General features: G+C 69.1%; 14 protein-coding genes. 10 read left to right on the top strand and 4 right to left on the bottom strand.

Annotation, left to right across the window (positions count from 1 at the left end; all coding sequences use genetic code 11):
• Window positions 1-549: 549 nt before the first annotated feature.
• Window positions 550-879, bottom strand: a complete 330-nt coding sequence (locus ACFYML_RS30055; protein WP_387423831.1) for a nucleoside triphosphate pyrophosphohydrolase family protein — start codon at window positions 877-879, stop codon at window positions 550-552.
• Window positions 880-1077: 198 nt separating this feature from the next.
• On the opposite strand from ACFYML_RS30055, the gene ACFYML_RS30060 reads away from it, so the two are divergent.
• Complete coding sequence (locus ACFYML_RS30060) at window positions 1078-2505, top strand: ricin-type beta-trefoil lectin domain protein (protein WP_387423832.1); 1428 nt, start codon at window positions 1078-1080, stop codon at window positions 2503-2505.
• 230 nt (window positions 2506-2735) lie between these two features.
• On the opposite strand, the gene ACFYML_RS30065 is transcribed toward ACFYML_RS30060, so the two are convergent.
• On the bottom strand, window positions 2736-5939 hold the full coding sequence (locus tag ACFYML_RS30065) for a family 78 glycoside hydrolase catalytic domain (RefSeq protein ID WP_387423833.1): 3204 nt from the start codon (window positions 5937-5939) through the stop codon (window positions 2736-2738).
• 282 nt (window positions 5940-6221) lie between these two features.
• A complete protein-coding gene (locus ACFYML_RS30070) occupies window positions 6222-6812 on the bottom strand; it encodes a sugar O-acetyltransferase (protein ID WP_387423834.1) in 591 nt (196 codons plus the stop codon).
• 276 nt (window positions 6813-7088) lie between these two features.
• Between ACFYML_RS30070 and ACFYML_RS30075 the strand changes: the two genes are divergently transcribed.
• Window positions 7089-8333, top strand: coding sequence for an SGNH/GDSL hydrolase family protein (locus ACFYML_RS30075; RefSeq protein ID WP_387423835.1), 1245 nt, complete (start codon window positions 7089-7091; stop codon window positions 8331-8333).
• Between the two features lie 328 nt (window positions 8334-8661).
• Window positions 8662-9531 (top strand): AraC family transcriptional regulator, encoded by an 870-nt coding sequence (locus ACFYML_RS30080; RefSeq protein ID WP_357439193.1) that lies wholly within the window; start codon window positions 8662-8664, stop codon window positions 9529-9531.
• A 107-nt stretch (window positions 9532-9638) separates the two neighbouring features.
• Here the strand turns inward: ACFYML_RS30080 and solA are convergent, their stop codons facing one another.
• On the bottom strand, window positions 9639-10790 hold the full coding sequence (gene solA, locus ACFYML_RS30085) for an N-methyl-L-tryptophan oxidase (protein ID WP_387423836.1): 1152 nt from the start codon (window positions 10788-10790) through the stop codon (window positions 9639-9641).
• A gap of 471 nt (window positions 10791-11261) precedes the next feature.
• Here solA and ACFYML_RS30090 point away from each other — a divergent pair, with 471 nt between their 5' ends.
• From ACFYML_RS30090 to ACFYML_RS30120, 7 genes are all read left to right on the top strand, one after another.
• Entirely contained in the window at window positions 11262-13289 is a 2028-nt protein-coding gene (locus ACFYML_RS30090; RefSeq protein WP_357439198.1) for an FAD-dependent oxidoreductase, read from the top strand.
• 70 nt (window positions 13290-13359) lie between these two features.
• Window positions 13360-14436, top strand: coding sequence for a methyltransferase domain-containing protein (locus ACFYML_RS30095; protein ID WP_357439201.1), 1077 nt, complete (start codon window positions 13360-13362; stop codon window positions 14434-14436).
• Complete coding sequence (locus tag ACFYML_RS30100; protein WP_073837166.1) at window positions 14436-14747, top strand: hypothetical protein; 312 nt, start codon at window positions 14436-14438, stop codon at window positions 14745-14747. Before ACFYML_RS30095 ends, ACFYML_RS30100 begins: the two co-directional genes overlap by 1 nt.
• Entirely contained in the window at window positions 14747-15133 is a 387-nt protein-coding gene (locus ACFYML_RS30105) for a nuclear transport factor 2 family protein (protein ID WP_357439206.1), read from the top strand. The genes ACFYML_RS30100 and ACFYML_RS30105 overlap by 1 nt, the downstream gene beginning before the upstream one ends.
• Window positions 15134-15193: 60 nt before the next feature.
• The gene (locus ACFYML_RS30110) at window positions 15194-16312 is read left to right on the top strand and encodes an ABC transporter substrate-binding protein (protein WP_387423837.1); all 1119 of its coding nucleotides are present in this window, start codon (window positions 15194-15196) and stop codon (window positions 16310-16312) included.
• 20 nt (window positions 16313-16332) lie between these two features.
• Window positions 16333-17157, top strand: a complete 825-nt coding sequence (locus ACFYML_RS30115; RefSeq protein ID WP_387423838.1) for an ABC transporter ATP-binding protein — start codon at window positions 16333-16335, stop codon at window positions 17155-17157.
• A gap of 13 nt (window positions 17158-17170) precedes the next feature.
• A complete protein-coding gene (locus ACFYML_RS30120; RefSeq protein WP_357439215.1) occupies window positions 17171-18025 on the top strand; it encodes an ABC transporter permease in 855 nt (284 codons plus the stop codon).
• The last annotated feature ends 84 nt before the right edge of the window (window positions 18026-18109 follow it).

Raw genomic sequence — 18109 nt, forward strand, 5'->3', positions numbered from 1 at the left:
CTTCCTTCGAGCCCGAGGCGGGGTGGTGTGCGCCGGCAGCCCGGCCACACCACCCCGCAGCCGCCAGCGGTTAGCCAGGTCGGCGGCGAAGGCCGCTATGCGGTCGTTGCGCGCTGTCGCACTGGCAGCCTCGAGCACGAAGAACAGGATGTACCCCGTGGGGGAGGTCACGAGGTCGGGGAACGCATCGCGGGCACCGGGTGCGGGAGGTGGTTCGCTCACGACGCGGTCTGGATGGCGACCGGGCGACGGCTGGCGGGTGTATTCGCGGGGGCCTGCTGTTCGTGCTGCCGCCCGGATTCTGGATGACCCGCCTGCTCACCGAGAGCGGGATGGCGGCCGGCGCTCGCCGTCAGCTTGGCGCGCACGCCCGACGTGGCCTCGCCCGAGCTCCGCGCAGGGGCCGAAGGCGATGGTCGCCGCGCCTGCGTTCCGCCTGGCCCGCCGCCGGTATGACGACGCGATGCTCCGCGACACGGCCCGCTACCCGCCCCCGAAACCGTTCCCGCCCCGGACGCGGCTCGACAACCACAGAGGCAAACCCCTGGCTCAGCGGTTGTCGCCGCTGCCACCCAGCACGCCACGGCCCTGGCGGCTGGCCAGCTTGGCCAGGTTGGTCGCCGCGATGTCATCCAGCGACAGGTCGAGGTAGTCGGCGAGCACGGCCACGTACCAGAGCACGTCACCGAGTTCCTTGGCGATGTCGGCCCGGTCGATCCGCGATTCGTCGCTGTCGAGGTCTCGGACCCACTTCTTGAACTTCTCGGCGATCTCACCCGATTCGCCGACCAGCCCGAGCACCAGGTGGAGCAGCTCGTTCCTCCGGTCACGTGAAGCGGCAGTACGGAGGGCGCCGCGCTGATACTCGTCCAGGTCCATGACGGACCAGTATGTCGAACCCCCTCACCAACCGGACCACCGGCGCCGTTTCCGGGCGCGTTGACGGGGGAATTAGCAGACACTTAGACTTCCGTCGATTTGTTGCCTGCAACATTGTCCGGGTTTCTGCGCGGGCGGCGCTGCTCGTCGCCTGCGGCCCTATCGCGCAGCCACCCACGTGCCTGGAAGGGGCTGTCCATGTTGCGCATCCGTGCTTTTTGGCGAGGCTCGCGCCGCTTGCCACAAAAGGACGTCACGGTGGCTTCCCTCGTCGCCCTGCTCGCCGCGATGGTCGTCGTCGAGGTGGGCGCGAGCACCCCGGCGCTCGCGAACACGAGTCAGTTCAAGGGGGTCAACTGGGCCGACCCCAGGGACAACTACGCCGAGGACCCGATCGTCCTCTCGGGCGTGTCGGCAACCGACGACTATGCCACCACGTACACCAAGGCCACCTCGATCATCGGAGCGTTCGAGACCAACCTCGGCGCGAACACCGTGCGGCTGCCGATCAACCCGTACACCGTCAACGGGCCTCGCTGGGCTCCGTACACGGGTGCCATCGATGCCGCCGTCGCCAAGGGCTTCAAGGTCATCCTCAGCTACTGGGAGGGTTCCGCCCACAAGGACGGGCTGATCGACAACACCACCGCCTTCTGGAACATGTGGACCACGGTCGTCAACAAGTACGCCGGCAACGGCCTGGTCTACTTCGAGCCGATGAACGAGCCCCACGGGTACACCCAGAGCGGCTGGGCGAACGTCGCCGCCTCGTGGATCAGCACCTACCCGTCGGTGCCGAAGAACCGGATCTTCGTCAGCGGCACCGGGTACAACGACAACGTCACCAGCGTGTGCGCCGACAGCCGGTTGTCCGGAACCTTCCTTTCGCTGCACTTCTACGGGTTCTGGAACCCGACCGAGGCCAGCTACGCGGCCTGGGCCACCGACTTCCGGAACCGGATCGGTTCGTGCGCCTCCCGCACGGTTCTGGACGAGTGGGGTGCGCCCATGACGAGCGGGCTGAACTACAACGGCCCGGACAACGGCAACGCCTACATCGCCTACATCCAGGCTGTCAGCGACAACCTTCGCTTGCTGGGCATGGGCTCGGTCTACTGGCCGGGTTTGCGCGCCAACGACGGCTACAGCATGACCAGGCTCGGCCCCAATTACACCCTCATCAACAACAACGCCTCCGGGGTCAACCGGCTGCAGTGGTCGTGGGGCGGCGGCGGAACCTTCAACGCCCCCATCCGCGGTGTCGCCTCCAACCGCTGCCTCGACGTGCCCAACTCCTCGACCACCTGGGGCACGAAGCTGTTCATCTACGACTGCAAGAGCAGCGCCAACCAGTTGTGGCTGCAGACTCCGTCGAAGACCCTGGTGGTGTACGGGAAGCTGTGCCTGGACGTCACTGGCGCCAGTACCACCGCTGGCGCGCAGGTCCAGGTCTGGGACTGCAATGGAATGCCGAACCAGCAGTGGAACATCAACAGCAACGGCACGATCACCAGCGTGCAGACCGGCTACTGCCTCGATGTGAACGGCGGCGGCACGGCCAACGGCACGAATGTCATCGTGTGGTACTGCAACGGCGGCGCGAACCAGCAGTGGAAACGCTCATGAGAACCCGGGGCAGGTAGCCCCGACCCGCAACGGCCGCGCCTGGTGGGGTCGCTACGGCGATCCCACCAGCTGGCGGTTCGGCACTTGCGCTGCAGCCGATGTCGGTAAGTATCGGAGTTCGGCCCGCTCCCTCGGTGCCGTGACTCCTCACAGCACCGAGGGAGCGCACGTGATGCGGCGGGAGCGGACCCGACACTGGGTTGCCCGTCCCCCGCCGACGACCGGCGGGTTCAGTGGCAGACGGACGTGAGGCGCTCGTCGTCCTTCGGCTCACCGCCCGGAGCCGTGCTGAAGACATGGCAGCCGCTCGCGACGCCGTCGACGCGTAGGTACCCGCGCTCGCGTACCGTGGGCCACGCGCGGCCGTCGACGTAGACGACGCCTGTGGCCGCGTCCCCGGCCGGGACGAAGACCGACGCGACGGTGTTGCCGGGCACGTATGCGCCGACGTCCGTGCGGCCGTCATGGGTGTGGAAGGCCGCGCCGATCCGGCCCTTCAGCGTGGGCAGTGTGACGCTCGCCCAGGTGACCGTCTGCGGTTGGGGACGCAGGTCGAACGTTGCGTAGCCGGGTGTGGTCGGCCGGAGGCCGAACATGCCCTGCGGGATGTTGTACGCCGGCGACGCGGCCCACGGGTGGGAGTAGGTCATGTTCGACTTCAGGGAGGCGTCCCACGCCTCCGCCGTGGCCCCCGCTCCATTGGCGATCATGTTGAGCCAGCTGCGGCGGCCGCTGCTGGTGAGCAGCTGGTAGGCCAGGTCGGAGCGGTCGCCGTTGTAGAGCGACTCGATGAGGAACGCGGCGCAGTACACGCTGCACTGCATGCCGCGCGAGCCGATGTAGTCGGCGGCGCGGGCCGCCTGATCGGCGTCGGGGACGCCGAACGCGCTGGCGAACACGCTGGCGTGGACCGCCCAGTGCTCGACCGGAGTGCGGTCGGCGTTCCGGCCGTCCCGGTAGGCGCCCTTCGCGTCGTCCCACAACAGCTCGTTCATCGCGGAGCGGATCCGCTCCCCCGTGGCGGTGAAGGAGGCCGCGTCGTCGTCGCGGCCCAGCGCCTTCGCGATTTCCGCCATGTCCAGGAAGCTGCGGTAGCCGATGGCGTTGATGACGGTGTTGTAGGGCCGGAAGACGAAGCCGTCCCGCTCCGACGCCGGCCAGTCGACGATGTCGCAGTCGGTCCGGCTGCCGCAGCCATCGGATCCGGTGTTCTTGCGGATCAGGCCCGTGCTCTCCTCGATCCACTGGTCGGGCAGCTTCTCCCGTAGCTGGTCGTAGCTGCGCTCCAGTTGCGCCACGTCGCCGGTCTGCTGATAGCTGTCGTGCATCGCCAGGATCGTGTACATCGGCCACTCCGTGGGCCAGGTGCGCCGGGTGAGCAGGTAGTCGATGGAGTAGTTGCCGAGGGACGGGTCCGCGGAGGTGAAGAAGTTGGCCATCATCTGCAGGTAGCTGTCGGCCTCGTACGGCTCGCGCTCCCGCGTCCAGGAGTCGACGTACAGGTTGTGGTTGGTCGCCTCGACGGTGTTGCGCGACAGGCGCCAGACCTTGTCGAGGGCGTCGTCGGAGGAGTCGAAGACGGCACTGCCGACGTCGAACGGGTAGACCTGCGCGAGGGCCGGGAAGTCCTCGGCTCCCAGACCGGCCGGCGCGCCGATCACCTCGAGGTAGCGGAAGACCCGCATGCCCCAGGTCTCGACGTGCTGCGGCCCGTCGACGAGGGTCCAGCGGTCCTGGTACTGGTTGCCGGTCCGCATGTTGTGGCGAACGGTCTGCGGCGCGGAGAGTTCCTCGCCGAAGCGCAGCTCGAGGACCTGGCCGCTGTTGCCGTCCAGGTCGAGGCTCACGCCGCCGAGCCAGGTCCGGCCGTAGTCCACGAAGTAGTGGCCCGGCTCCTTCTCGACGACCTCGACCGGGTGCTCCAGCCGCTGCCGGACCTTGTCCGTCGGGGTGGCGACCAGCTTGGTGTACGGCGCCTTCGCCGCCGCCGGCTGCCACGCGGAGTCGTCGAAGCCGGGCTCGTCGAAGCCGGTCGGGTACGCCGCCACCTGCACGTTTTCCTTGGGTGCGGGGTAGTAGCCCGTGCCGATCGAGCCGGCCGACGGGTAGACGCCGGAGCCGTTGAGCGTGGTCCAGTCCTCCCCCGTGCCGAACGTCTGCCGCGTGCCGTCGACGTACGCCACGACCAGCTGCGCCTGGAAGCGCCGGTCGCTGGTGGTCCACGCGAGCGCGCCGAGTGCGTTGGCGCCGCCCTTCCGGACCAGGTCGGTCACGTCGAAGCCGTCGTACCGTGTCTCACCGGCGATCGACCGCGTGGGGCCCAGGCCGACGAAGTCGCCGTTGAGCCACAGCTTGTAGACGTACTGACGGCCTGGCTCGGGCGAGGAGCCGGTCGCGAAGACGGTCGCCCAGGCGACCTCCTTGTCAGCGGTGTTGAACTCGCCGCGGAGGAAGGCCCAGTCCGTGCTGCCGAGCCCGTAGACGCAGTTCTGGCCGGTGCCGACGGTCAGCCTCCCGCCGGCCACCGTGCCGCAGGCGAAGTCGGAGCTGGCGGCCTCGAAGTCGTTGGCGTAGAGCTTGCGCCCGTCGGCCGCGGTGACCGTCAGGTTGTCCCAGCTGTTGCGCTCGCTGCCGCCGGTGCGGAACCCGATGCTGCCGCGCGTGAACCGCACGTTCTGCGTGGTGTCGATGAGTCGGTCGTCGAGCCAGGTGCGGACCGTGGAGCCCGAAACCTCGATCCGCAGCCGATAGTCGGTGTTGCGTTGGAGCGCGACGCCCAGCGGGACCGTCTTCAGCTCCTGGAAGGTGCCGTTGACCCGCTGGTGCGGCGCGAGCTGGTTGACGCCGTCCCCCCTGAGCTGCCACATGAGGTAGTTGCTGGGGTCCTGCGCGTTGAACACGATGGTCGCGTTCTGCGTGGTGATCGAGAACGTCGTCTCGATCGTGTAGTCGCTCCACTGCAGCGGTGCGGGATCGCCGAGCCAGATCGGGTTGCTCTGCCCCCAGTCACCACCGAGGGAGGTGCCGAAGCCGGCCGGCTGCGACCACGGGGACACCTTCCCCGCGCCGTCCCAGGTCCGGACCCGCCAGTGGTAGCGCTCGCCGCGGTCGAGGGCCGGCCCGGCGTACGCGACGTTCGTGCTCTCCGGGGACGTCACCTTCCGGGAGTCCCACACGAGGTCCTTGCCGGACTTCAGGCCGGAGAAGGTTTCCGCCACCTGGACCTGGTAGGCGGTCTGTTGCGCCGTCGGAACGTGCCAGCCGAGGAGCGGCGCATCGACGTCGTCGACGTCCGCCGGCCCGGAACGCTGCTCGACCGTGAGCGCCGACGGAAAAGCGTTGCCGGGCGCGGCGTCGCTCTGCGACGCGATGGGCAGTTCGACAACGACGGCGAGCGCGACGGTCAGTGCGAGGACCAGCGTCCGAGTGGCCACGCGTGGACGGGAGGCGTGCTTCAGGAACATCTGCGTCCCCTCTATTGAAACGTTCCAACGCCTCGCCATGCTAACGATCGGTGACGCCGGTCACAAGATCCTGGCCGAACCCGGCCACGGGCCCCTCGATGATCCCGGGAAACCATTGGTGGCCTCCTGCTGGCCAGCGAAGTCCGCTTCAGCGGCCGGAGCTACTGCTTCGCCCTCGACATGGCGTTTTCCACCCCGTCGAAGTGGTGCGCCCGTGCCGAGACGACAGCACCGCACCCCGCTCGGCGTGCCTCAAGGTCGATAGCCCGTCTTGTCGGCGTCGGTGATCTCGCGCAGCACTCGGGCCGGCGATCCGACGGCGATGACACCGGACGGGATCGAGCGGGTGACCACGCTCCCCGAACCGATGATCGTGTTGTCACCGATGGTCACGCCCTGGTTGATGGTGGCGCCGCCGCCGATCCAGACGTGATCGCCGATCGTGACCGGCTTGGCGTAACACCCGCCGGCTGCCCGTTCGGCAGCATCGACGGCGTGGTTCGAGGTGTAGATGCCGACGCGCGGGCCGAAAAGGACATGATCGCCGATGGTGATGCCACCCCCGTCCAGCATCACGCAGTCGAAGTTGGCGTAGAAGTGGTCGCCGACGCTGATGTTGAAGCCGAACTCGCAGCGGAACATCGGCTCGAGATGGCACTCCCGTCCAACCGCGCGGAGCAGTCGCCGCAGGATCGCCTCGCGCTGCTCCGGCGGCTGCCCGAAACTGTCGTTGTACTCAGTGGTCAGCAGCACGGCCCGCTGCCGAGCCTGCACCAGTTCATCGGTGAGGTCGTTGTACATCCGGCCCGAGAGGATGTGCTCCCGCTGCGCTTCGAGCGTCACCGCATGATCCTTCCATCGTCCGGGCTGCGGCCGCTTGTCGGCACGCGAGAACCGCTCATCGCCCAGTTGGAGCCGTTCATCTCAATTGCAGGACCAGATGGCCGTGCGTCACCACCAGGCCACTTAGCGTGGTTCGCGCGTTGGCGATCAGACTAACGGCCGGCGATCCCGGTGCCTGACCGCCGAACGTACGGTCCCTGCTCGACCGGTCGCCTCGGGGCCCTTCCTGCCCGGCCAAGTGCCGCCATGCAGAACTCACTGAGGGAGTCATTCCTGATGAACCAGCCACGCATGCCCTTAGTTACCACCGGGCTCGCCATCGCCACCGGCCTGGCAACCGTCGCCGCCCTCGTCGGACCAGTCGCCGCCGAGCCGAGCTCCGACGCCTCCACGCAGGCGACCTCGGTCACCACCGACCAGGTCGTCACCTGGGGCGCCAGCGCGGACCGGGTCGGCGGGTCGTTCGCCGACCAGACGGTCCGCAACATCATCCACACCAGCATCGGTGGCAGCGACCTGCGCATCTCGTTGTCGAACGTGTTCGGTGACCGCATCGTGACCTTCGACTCCGTCTACGTCGGCATTCAGAGCGAGGGCGCCGGGGTCGTACCGGGCACCAACCGGCAGGTCACCTTCGCCGGCGGCGAGTCGGTGACTGTTCCGAACGGTGCGGAGGTCCTCAGCGACCCACTGCCAGGTGACGTGCCCGGCGACACCAATCTCACGGTCAGCATCCACGTCAAGGGTGCCAGCGGCAGCCTGACCGGACACAACCTGGCCATGCAGACCAACTACATCTCCGGGCCTGGTGATCACGCCGCGGACACCGATGGGACGGCCTTCACCCAGCAGGCGACCCGCTGGTACTGGGTCGATGCGCTGGTCGTCGACACACGGCAGCAGGTCGACACCGTGGCCACGCTCGGCGATTCCATCACCGACGGCTACGGGTCCACCCGCGACGCCAACCACCGGTGGCCGGACTACCTCGCCCGCCGCATCGCGGAACAGCCCCCGGCGCACCAGTTCGGCATCATGAACGAAGGCATCTCCGGCAACCGGGTCCTCACCGACGGCGCCGGGGTGAACGTCCAGGCCAGATTCGACCGAGACGTGCTTTCCCAGCCCGACGTGCGCACCGTCATCCTCATGGAGGGCATCAACGACATCGGCGGCGGCGTCGCAACGTCGGCGGACCAGCTGATCTCGGCCTACCGGATCCTGATCGCCCGCGCCCACACCAACCACACCTGCATCCTCGGTGCCACGCTGACCCCGTTCGAGGGCGCCGGCTACTACAGCCCCGCCAAGGAAGTCATCCGCGAGGAGGTGAACACCTGGATCCGGACGAGCGGCGAGTTCGACGGGGTCATCGACTTCGACCAGGTCACCCGCGACCCCGCGAACCCCAAGCGGTTCCTGCCGGCCTACGACGTCGGCGACCACCTGCACCCCAGCGACGCCGGCTACCAGGCAATGGCCAACGCCATCGACCTCAGGCAGCTCGAGTGCAGCCGGTAGCGACACCAGCGCTCTAGGTCGGCAGTTCGTCGCACCCACCCCTGCCAGCGGCTGTGCAGACCGTCGTAGGGCCCGCGCCACGTCGGTGCGGGCCCTACGACGAGCGCTCGGGCACAACTGCCGTACCCCCGCGATCTCACGGCGATCCGCGCAGGTCGACAGCCGGCGCGCCATTCCCTAACCGGAACCTGCAAGCCGCTGCTGAGCGGAGCGTCCTGACCGGTAATGCGTTGGCACCACGACGGTCCAGGTACATGATCGGATCGGACCGCAACGGTCGGGCGGGACCGGGGTCCTTCGGCCAGGCTTGACGTCGAAGGGAGGCCTCGTGATCTCGGCACTCAACCGGCTTGTCGACCTTGTCGAAGAGCACCTCACCGAGGAGTTCGACGTCAACGGATTGGCCAGGGCGGTCGGCACGACCGAATACCACCTGCGGCGGATGTTCTCGTCGTTGGCCGGCATGCCGCTGTCGGAGTACGTGCGCCGGCGCCGCATGACCGTCGCCGCTGCCGACGTCGTCCGAGGCGAGGACGATCTGCTGAGCATCGCCGTCCGGCACGGATACGGCTCGACCGAGGCGTTCGGACGTGCCTTCCGGGCGGTTCACGGCGCCGGCCCCGGTGACGTTCGCCGCGACGGAGGCCCCCTTCGCACACAACCGCAGCTCAGGTTCCGCCTGACCGTCGAAGGGAGCATCCCCATGGACACCCGCATCGTCGACCGCCCCGCATTCCGGCTAGCCGGACACGCAGCCCGGGTTCCGCTGATCCATCAGGGCATCAACCCGCACATCCAGCAGCACATCACGGCACTGCCGCCAGAGGCGCACCTGCGGCTGAAGGCCCTCGGCGACACCGAGCCGGGAGGCCTGCTGCAGGTCTGCGACGACCTCGACCCCGACGGCACGGAGGGCAGCGAGCTGACCTACCTGCACGGGGTCGCTGTCTCCCGGGACAAGCCGGCCCCCGACGACCTCGACACCATCGAGGTACCGGCCGGCAGGTGGGCGGTCTTCCGCACCGCCGGACCCCATCCGCAGGCCCTGCAGAAGACCTGGGCCGCGACCGCGACGGAGTGGTTCCCCTCCAACCCGTGGCGTCTGCGGCCAGGGCCCTCGATCGTCGCGATCCTCGAGCGCGCGGACGACTTCAGCACCGCGACCTGCGAGCTGTGGCTGCCCGTCGAACCGATCTGACGGACCCTGCGGATGTTGGGAACAGACGCGCCCAGCACCCGGCGTCCGACTCCGACCGATGCGTTACCGCGTGGCTCACAGATGGGTGACGCGATGCCTCGGCCGGTTCAGCTGTGACCTTGGAAGTCGCGTCGCGGGTCGAACAGGCTGATGGGGTGGACCGTCGAGCCGCTCGTCGCCAGGTCGGCGAGGATCTCGCCGACGACCGGGACGAACTTGAAGCCGTGGCCGGAGAACCCGCAGGCCACCATGACCTGCGGGTGCTCCGGGTGCGTCGCGATCACGAAGTGCTGGTCGAGCGTGTTGGTGTACATGCAGGTCGCCGCCCGCAGCAATCGCCCCGGAAGGGCGGGCAGGACTCCGGCCAGGTGTTCCCGCATGTCCTGGATCTCCTCCGGGTGCACCTGCCGGTCGATGGTCTCCGGGGTGCAGACCTGACCGCGCCGGAAGAACGCCACCTTGGCACCGCCGTCGGGCCCGTCGATGGCCGGGAAGCCGTAGATCTGCGTGCCGTCGCCGTCCTCGTGGATGTAGATGGGATGCCGCCCGGGTTGGAAGGGGCCCACCCCGGTCTCCGGCTGGAACCAGTACATGACCTGCCGCTCGACGCTGAACGGCACACCGAGGTCGGCGAGGAGTGCCGGGGCCCATGCCCCGGGGCAGACGACGAGCCGGCCAGCTGTGTAGAAACCGCCCTCGGTCGTCACTCGCACGCCGCCGTCGGGCAGCGCCTGCCATCGCCGCACCGGCTCGTTGTAGCGGAGGTCGGCGCCGTCCCGTCCGGCCAGCTCGAGGTGAGCGGCCACGGTCGCCTCGGGGCGAACGAAGCCGGCCTTGGCCTCGAAGAGCGCCACCTCCTCATCCCGGGGACTGAAGGTCGGGAAGCGGCGACGTAGCTCCCTTGCGTCGAGGATCTCGTGCGGCAGGTCCCACTCGCGGGAAGCGCGCAGACTGCCGGCGAAGGTGTGGCTCTCCGGCCGGCCGACAAACACACCGCCGGTGAGCGAGATGATCTCCCGTCCGGCATCGCGTTCCAGCTTGTCCCACAGCTCGTACGCTCGAAGCAGGAGCGGCACGTAGGCCGGATCCTCGAAGTACGACTGCCGGGTGATGCGCGAGCCGCCGTGGCTGGATCCACGGTCGTGCGCCGGCCCGAACTGCTCCAGACCAAGCACACGCTGCCCCCGCGCGGCCAGGTGGTAGGCGGCGCTGCTGCCCATCCCGCCGAGCCCCACGACGATGACGTCATAGGCCGCCATTTCTACGCCTCCAGCCTCCCTGCGTCATTCGACCAGGACGCTACACGCCTGGCGCGCTGCTGCCGCACAAGATCCAAACGGTCGCCTCCCACACAGGGAACCGCCCCTTGGCCAGCTCGCAACGCCGCTTGGTCGGGCATTGGCGTGAGAGCCAGTTGAACCGCCGCCTTACCCGCACCGTCCGGCGGTCAACCCGGCGTCGGAGTCGGCCCGACAGCGTGCGGCGGGATGGTCGGGCAGGCGTGCGCGGCCGGCGGGTACGACCGGACCGGCTGATAGCTCAACGTCTCTGTCGACCGTTCGGCTGGGCAGAACAGCAGGTCAGCCGGGTTTCGATCCCGGATGTTACTTGTCGGTAGCCCATTGACGGCCACGAACGCCAGTCCTACCGTTCCACTCAATCGAACGGCGTACGGTTCACCCGAACACTCCTCGGCCAAGCCGAGCACGGCCCGAACAGGAAGGCCGAGCATGCCTGATGACAAGCTCCGTACCCTCCTCTCCTCAGTTCAGCTCGGCTCCGTCCAGCTCCGCAACCGGGTCTTCGTCCCCGGACACACCACCAACTTCGGCCGGGACAACGTGCCCACGCAGCGACTCGTCGCATACCACGAGGAGCGCGCCAGCGGCGGCGTCGGCCTGATCATCACCGAGGCGATCCGGGTCCACCCGACCAGCGCGGGCCGCAGCATCAGCCTCGGCAGCTTCGACGACTCGTCGATCCCGGCGTACGCAGCGACGGCCGAGGCGGTCCACGCACACGGCGCGCACATTTTCGCCCAGATCATGCATGCCGGGCGGCAGGCCAACGGGGATGCCACCCGTACCGCCGCCTGGTCGTCGTCCCCGGTGCCCTGGGCGGCCGGCGCCCACGTACCGCATGCCATGGGACGTCGGGACATCGCGGTGATCGTCCACGCGTTCGCCGCAGCGGCCCGGCGGATGCGGCAGGCCGGCTTCGACGGGCTGGAGGTGCATGCCGGACACGGCCACCTGCTCCAGCAATTCCTCTCACCGCACACCAACACGCGCGCGGACGAGTACGGCGGCAGCCTCGACAACCGAATGCGGTTGACCCGGGAGGTGCTGACGGCCGTGCTGGCCGCCGCTCCCGAGTTGCCCGTCGGACTGCGGGTCAGCGCCGACGAGTTCCTGCCCGGCGGGCTCGACCCGGCGGCGGTGCTGGAGATCGTCGGCAAGCTGCGCGCCGACTTCCCGCTGGCATACGTGCACGTCAGCCACTCCGCCTATCACGGCAGCTACACGCTGGCGACGCAGATCGCCGACATGACCTTCGGCCACGCCCCGTTCCGGCACCACGCCGCGTTGTTCAAGCGAGAGTTCCCCGACCTGCCGGTGCTGGCGGTGTGTCGGCTCGACAGCCTGCCCGAGGCGGCCGAGCTGATCGCCGCCGGCGAGGCCGACCTGGTCGGGCTGGCCCGCCCGCACATCGCCGACCCGCACCTGGTGCGCAAGGCGGCCGAGGGCCGCCAGCACCAGACACGCGCCTGCCTGGCCTGCAACCAGGGGTGCATCGGTAGGTTGGAGGCGAGCCTGCCGATCTCCTGCGTGGTCAACCCGGAGGTCGGCGCCGAGCGGGAATGGTCGCAGGCCTGGCCGGAGCTGCCCGGGCCGGCCGGTATCCGCCGGGTCCTCGTGGTCGGCGGTGGTCCCGCCGGTCTGGAGGCCGCGATCGCCGCCCGGCGGGCCGGGCACCAGGTGACCCTGGTCGAGGCACGCGAGCGGCTCGGCGGCCAGGTGGAGCTGGCCGCGCGGGTGCCCGGACGGCAGCGGTTCGGCCTACTCACCCAGGACCTGGCGCGCGACGTGCGGGCCGCCGGTGTGCAGGTGCGGCTCGGCCGCCGGATAAGTGTTGAGGAGGTGCTGGCCGGCGACTACCAGGACGTCATCCTGGCGACCGGGTCCCGCCCCGCCCGCCGGTCGCTGCCGGACGGCCCACCGGTGATCGACCTCTGGCAGGCGGTCGACCGCCTGGCCGATCCGGCCTTCCGGCCCTCCGGCGCCGTGGTGGTTCTCGACGACGAGGGCACCTGGGCGGCGGCCTCGATCGCGGAGAACCTCGCCCGGCGGGGAGCCCGCGTCCACCTGGTCTCCCCCACCGCCGGGTTGAGCGCCCGGATCACGACGTACTCGCGGCTGGCGCTGCTCAAACGCTTCGCGGACCTGGGCGTCGTGGCCCATCCACTACGGGCCGTCCGCGGGGCTGGCGCTTCGGCGGTCACCCTCACCGGCCCGCTCGCCGGCGACGACCTCCGCCTCGACGAGGTCACCGCGGTGGTCGATGCCGGCTCGGCGCTCGCCGACGACGAGCTGTACCGACAGCTCGACGCACTGCCCGACGGTCCGCGAGTCCACCTCGTCGGCGACGCCAACGCCCCCCGGACCGCCTTCGAGGCCGTCTACGAGGGGCGGTTGGCGGGCGCATTCCTTGGCAGCTACGACACCGCCTCCGCGCAGCGGGTGCTGCACGCTCACTGACCCGTCCACCCGGTCGCCCGGCCCGCCCTGGTCGACCGTCCCCCACCACAGTCCGAAGAGGAGACAAGGCATGTTCGATGTCGAGGAGCGCCTCACCTTGGATGAGCGTTCCGCCGTGGATTTCGTCCTCAGTCTGCGCAAGCGCTGGGCGGACACCGTCTACCCCGCGCTGCGCCAGGAGTACGGCGCCACCGGCTCGCCGGCGACGACAGTCGCTGACGCCGGGCAGGTGCTGCGCGGCCTCCCGCTGTACCCGTGGTTCAGCCACCTGGAGCGGGTCCAGCAGAAGATGTTGTGGAAGCTCGCCGGCGACGCGGTGCTGAGCCGCCGCGATGAGCTGGCCGACCAGATGAAGGCGCTGCCCGAGCAGCCCGCGGGCTCCCTCGAGCTGGACCCGGAGCTGGACCTTCCGGACTGGTACACCGATTACGACATCCACATCCAGCCGGGGAGCTTCTTCTCCGACGACATGTCGGCGTATGTGTACGAGTTCGGGGCGCGCATCGTCATGCTGCGCGACAACGACGGCTACAAGTTCCACAAGCTGTTCACCGAGACCGCGCTGCCGGAGCTGCCGGCGGCGACGCGGGTGGTCGACATCGGCTGCGGGTTCGGCAAGAGCACCCGCCCGCTGGTGGGCCGGTACCCGACGGCGCAGGTGATCGGCGTCGACCTGGCCGCCCCTGGGCTGCGGCTCGCCCACGCCGAGGCGGAGGCGGCCGGGCTGGCCGTCGACTACCGCCAGGTCGACGGCCGGGCGACCGGCTTCGAGGCCGACAGCTGCGACGTCGTCACCGGGACAATGGTGCTGCACGAGATGCCGGCCGACGCGATCCGCGAAACGATCGAGGAGGCGGCCCGCCTGCTCAAGCCGGGCGGCTCGCTGCGGTTCCTGGAGTTCATGCTCACCGGCGACCCGCTGCGCGACGCCACCATCTATGAGCACGCCGAGCGGAACAACGAGCCCTTCTTCCGGGCCCTGTTCGGCTCCGACCTGATCGCGGTGTGCACCGAGGCCGGTCTCACCGACGTGTCCTGGACCCCGTTCGACGAGCGCCGAAGCGGTGTCCAGCCGCAGGGCTGGGGCGACCGTTCGGAGTGGCACTTCCCCTGGGCCGTACTGGCCGCGACCAAGCCGGAGGCGTGATGAGCACCGAGTTCGACTACTTCGGAGACCCCAAGGTCGGCAAGCTGCTCGACCTGCTGTTGCAGCTCTCCACCGAGCTGCACGTGACCCGGCAGCGGTTGCGCGTCGTGGAGGCGTTGCTGGTCCGCGGGAACATCCTCGGCGCGGGCGCCGTCGACGGTTTCGTGGCCGGGCAGGAGGAGCAGCAGGTCCTCGACCGCGAACGGGACGAGCTGCTGGCCCGACTGATGCGGATCCTCACCGAGCACGGTCCCGCCGAGCACCCGCTGCGGGACCAGTGGGAGGCGGCGCTGAGCGGCAAGACCGGCTGATGGGTATCCACGACGGGGTCCGACTGGTCGACCACTACCTGCAGCTGTGCGAGGACCGCAACCTCGACGAGGCCGGCCGGTTCCTCGCGCCGGGAGCGCGGCTGGTCTTCCCCGCCGGCCGGGAGTACTCCTCCCTGAAGCAGATGGCGGCCGCGTCGACCGGGACCTACCGGTGGGTCCGCAAACACCGCGACCGGTACCTGGTGGGCGACGCCGAGGGACGGATCTCGGTGACCTCACTCGGGCGGCTGTACGGGCAGTGGCACGACGGCAGCCCGTTCGACGGCATCCGCTATGCGGACGTGTTCGTCCTCGACGACGGGCTGATCGTCGAGCAGCACGTCTACAACGACCTGGCGATCGCCGCCTCGCTGCTGAACACCTGATTGACGGTCGCCGCCATCGGCGGCCGGCCGGACCTTCCGACTGATGACGAGGTGTTGGAGATGAAACGCACGTGGGGTTTGCTGCCGGCGGCACTGGCCGCCGCGCTGGTCCTGTCCGCATGCGGCGGTGGCTCCGATGAGGGGTCCACGGCCGGCGGCGGGACCAAGGAGGCCAAGGTGACGATGGCGATCGCCTCCGCGGTGATCGGCCCCAAGGAGGAGGTGGCCGTATACGCGGTCGCCAAGGAGCTCGGCTACTTCGCCGACGAGAAGCTGACCGTCGACACCATCAACGCCGACGGTTCGGTCGCCGCGCTGCAGGCGGTCGCCTCGGGCAGCGCCGACATCACCGCCGCCGATTCCGGCTCGGTGCTCGGCGCCGCGGAGAAGAACGTCCCGATCAAGGCGATCGGCGGCCTGGTGCAGAACTGGCCCTGGGTGATGGCGGTCAAGCCGGACAGCACCATCGCCGGCGGCGCCGACCTGCGCGGCAAGAAGATCGGTGTGATCAGCCTGGCCTCCGGCTCCGCCCCGTACGCCCGCGCCTACGTCCGGGCGGCCGGGCTGGACCCGGCCAAGGACGTCGAGTTGCTGCCGGTGGGTGTCGGGGCGCCGGCCGCCGCCGCGCTCAACGACGGCAAGGTTGACATGCTGGCGCTCTACACCCAGGCGTACGCGGTGATCGAGAACTCGGGCATCCAGCTGAAGTACCTGACCAACCCGGACATCTTCACCGGCATCCGCTCGCTGACCTTCAGCGTCGGGGCGCGCGACTTCGCCGACAAGCGGGACGTGTACACGCGGTTCCTGCGCGCGGGGTACAAGGCGATGCTCTTCTCGGCGAAGAACCCGGAAGCCGCCATGCGGATCGGTTACAAGGTGTTCCCGCAGATCCTGGCCGGCAAGACCGTCGACGAGCGGCTGGCTGCCGACACCAAGAGTCTGACGGCCTGGCTGAAGACGGCCACCCCGGCCAGCGGCACGCCGGAGCAGTTCGCCGACTGGGGCGCGATCAGCGACCAGGAGTGGGCGAAGACCCAGGCGTACACCAAGGAGGCCGGCCAGATCACCGGCGAGGTCGACCTGAAGAAGCTGTGGGACCCGAGCCTGCTCTCCGGTGCCAACAACTTCGACAAGGCGGCGGTGCTCGACAAGGCCGCCCACTACACCGTCAGCTAGCGGTAGCGGAAGGGATTTCGATGGCCATCAAGGCGGCGGCCCGCGCGACGCAGACCCCGGCATCGGTGTCGGAGAGTTCCTGGATCGAGATCGCCGGGCTGGACAAGGAGTACCGGCCCCGCAAGTCGGCCCCGACCCAGGCGCTCAGCGACATCAACCTGACCGCACGCCGCGGCGAGTTCATCTCGGTCGTGGGACCGTCCGGATGCGGCAAGACCACATTGCTGAAGATCCTCGCCGGGCTGAGCCCGAAGACCGGGGGGACCGTGCGGATCGCCGGGCGGGACGTCACGAAGCCCCTTCCCGAGGTCGGGATGGTGTTCCAGGCACCGACCCTGCTGCCCTGGCGCACCATCTTCGACAACGTGATGGTGCCGGCGGAGATCCAGAAGCTGGATCCCCGCCGGCACCGGGAACGCGCCCAGCAACTGTTGGACATGGTGGGCCTGAAAGGATTCGAGCGTAAGTACCCGCACGAGCTCAGCGGCGGTATGCAGCAGCGGGCCGGTATCTGCCGGGCGCTGGTGCACGACCCGGCGGTGCTGCTGATGGACGAGCCGTTCGGCGCGCTCGACGCGATGACCCGCGAGTACATGAACGTCGAACTGCTGCGGATCTGGCAGGAGAGCGGGCAGACGATCGTGCTGGTCACGCACTCCATCCCGGAGGCGGTCTTCCTTTCCGACCGGGTGGTCGTTCTCAGCCCCCGACCGGGCCGGATCGCCGAGATCATGCCGATCGACCTGGACCGGCCCCGTGACCTCAGCGTCATGTCCTCCGACCGGGCCGGGACCTACGTGGACCGGATCCGCCGACACTTCAACGCCGCCGGCGTAATCGACTGACGAGGAGGCAGCCATGGCAACAACCAACCTGGTCGACAAGCCGGCCGAGCCACCGACGTCGGCGGCCACCGGCGCCGCCCGGCGCCGCCTGGACTTCCGGGAGAAGCCGCAACTCTGGCTGGTCCCGGCGGTCTTCGTCGTGGTCGTGCTGCTGTGGGAGTACGGCATCCAGCTGATCGGTGTCGACGAGTACGTCCTGCCCCGACCCTCGCAGGTGGTCGACTCCCTGTGGCGGCAGCTCGGCGACGACCAGTTCTGGGGTCACTTCCGGGTGACCAGCCAGGAAGCGCTGGTCGGGTTCGTCATCGGCGTGGGGGCCGCGGTGCTGCTGGGCACCTTCATCTCCCAGGTCAAGGTCGTCGAGGCCACCCTGATGCCCTACATCGTGGCCTTCCAGACCGTGCCGAAGGTCGCCCTGGCCCCGCTGTTCGTGGTCTGGTTCGGCTTCGGCCTGACCAGCAAGGTGGTCATGGCGGCGGTGATCTCGTTCTTCCCGATGCTGGTCAACGTCATCGAGGGGCTACGGGCGGCCGACGCCGACAAGATCCAGATGCTGACGGTGTTCGGGGCGAGCAAGACGCAGATCTTCCGGATGGTACGGCTGCCCAGCGCACTGCCGTTCATCTTCGCCGGCCTGGACATCGGCATCGTCTTCGCCATCCTCGGCGCGGTCGTCGGTGAGTTCATCGGCGCCAAGGAAGGCCTCGGCTACCTACTGCTCCAGACGAACTACAACTTCGACATCGCGGGCATGTTCGCCGTACTGGTGGTCCTGTCGGTGATGGGTCTGCTGGCCCACTTCGTCATCCGGCTGGTGCAGAAGCGGGTGGCCTTCTGGGCCGAGGAGACCAAGGTGATCGGCGCGTGACGACCGTGGACGGGACCGTCGTCACGGGCGCGCGGCACCGGTCGGGCCGGGCGTCCGCCCGCCCGGCCGGTGACCGGCCCGGGA

Origin of the sequence: Micromonospora sp. NPDC007230, assembly GCF_042869115.1 — a bacterium.
GTDB lineage: Bacteria > Actinomycetota > Actinomycetes > Mycobacteriales > Micromonosporaceae > Micromonospora.

Coding starts and splice junctions, on each gene's coding strand:
- ACFYML_RS30055 (WP_387423831.1), bottom strand. CDS start 879: ATGGACCTGGACGAGTATCAGCGCGGCGCCCTCCGTACTGCCGCTTCA.
- ACFYML_RS30060 (WP_387423832.1), top strand. CDS start 1,078: ATGTTGCGCATCCGTGCTTTTTGGCGAGGCTCGCGCCGCTTGCCACAA.
- ACFYML_RS30075 (WP_387423835.1), top strand. CDS start 7,089: ATGAACCAGCCACGCATGCCCTTAGTTACCACCGGGCTCGCCATCGCC.
- solA (WP_387423836.1), bottom strand. CDS start 10,790: ATGGCGGCCTATGACGTCATCGTCGTGGGGCTCGGCGGGATGGGCAGC.
- ACFYML_RS30090 (WP_357439198.1), top strand. CDS start 11,262: ATGCCTGATGACAAGCTCCGTACCCTCCTCTCCTCAGTTCAGCTCGGC.
- ACFYML_RS30095 (WP_357439201.1), top strand. CDS start 13,360: ATGTTCGATGTCGAGGAGCGCCTCACCTTGGATGAGCGTTCCGCCGTG.
- ACFYML_RS30100 (WP_073837166.1), top strand. CDS start 14,436: ATGAGCACCGAGTTCGACTACTTCGGAGACCCCAAGGTCGGCAAGCTG.
- ACFYML_RS30105 (WP_357439206.1), top strand. CDS start 14,747: ATGGGTATCCACGACGGGGTCCGACTGGTCGACCACTACCTGCAGCTG.
- ACFYML_RS30110 (WP_387423837.1), top strand. CDS start 15,194: ATGAAACGCACGTGGGGTTTGCTGCCGGCGGCACTGGCCGCCGCGCTG.
- ACFYML_RS30115 (WP_387423838.1), top strand. CDS start 16,333: ATGGCCATCAAGGCGGCGGCCCGCGCGACGCAGACCCCGGCATCGGTG.
- ACFYML_RS30120 (WP_357439215.1), top strand. CDS start 17,171: ATGGCAACAACCAACCTGGTCGACAAGCCGGCCGAGCCACCGACGTCG.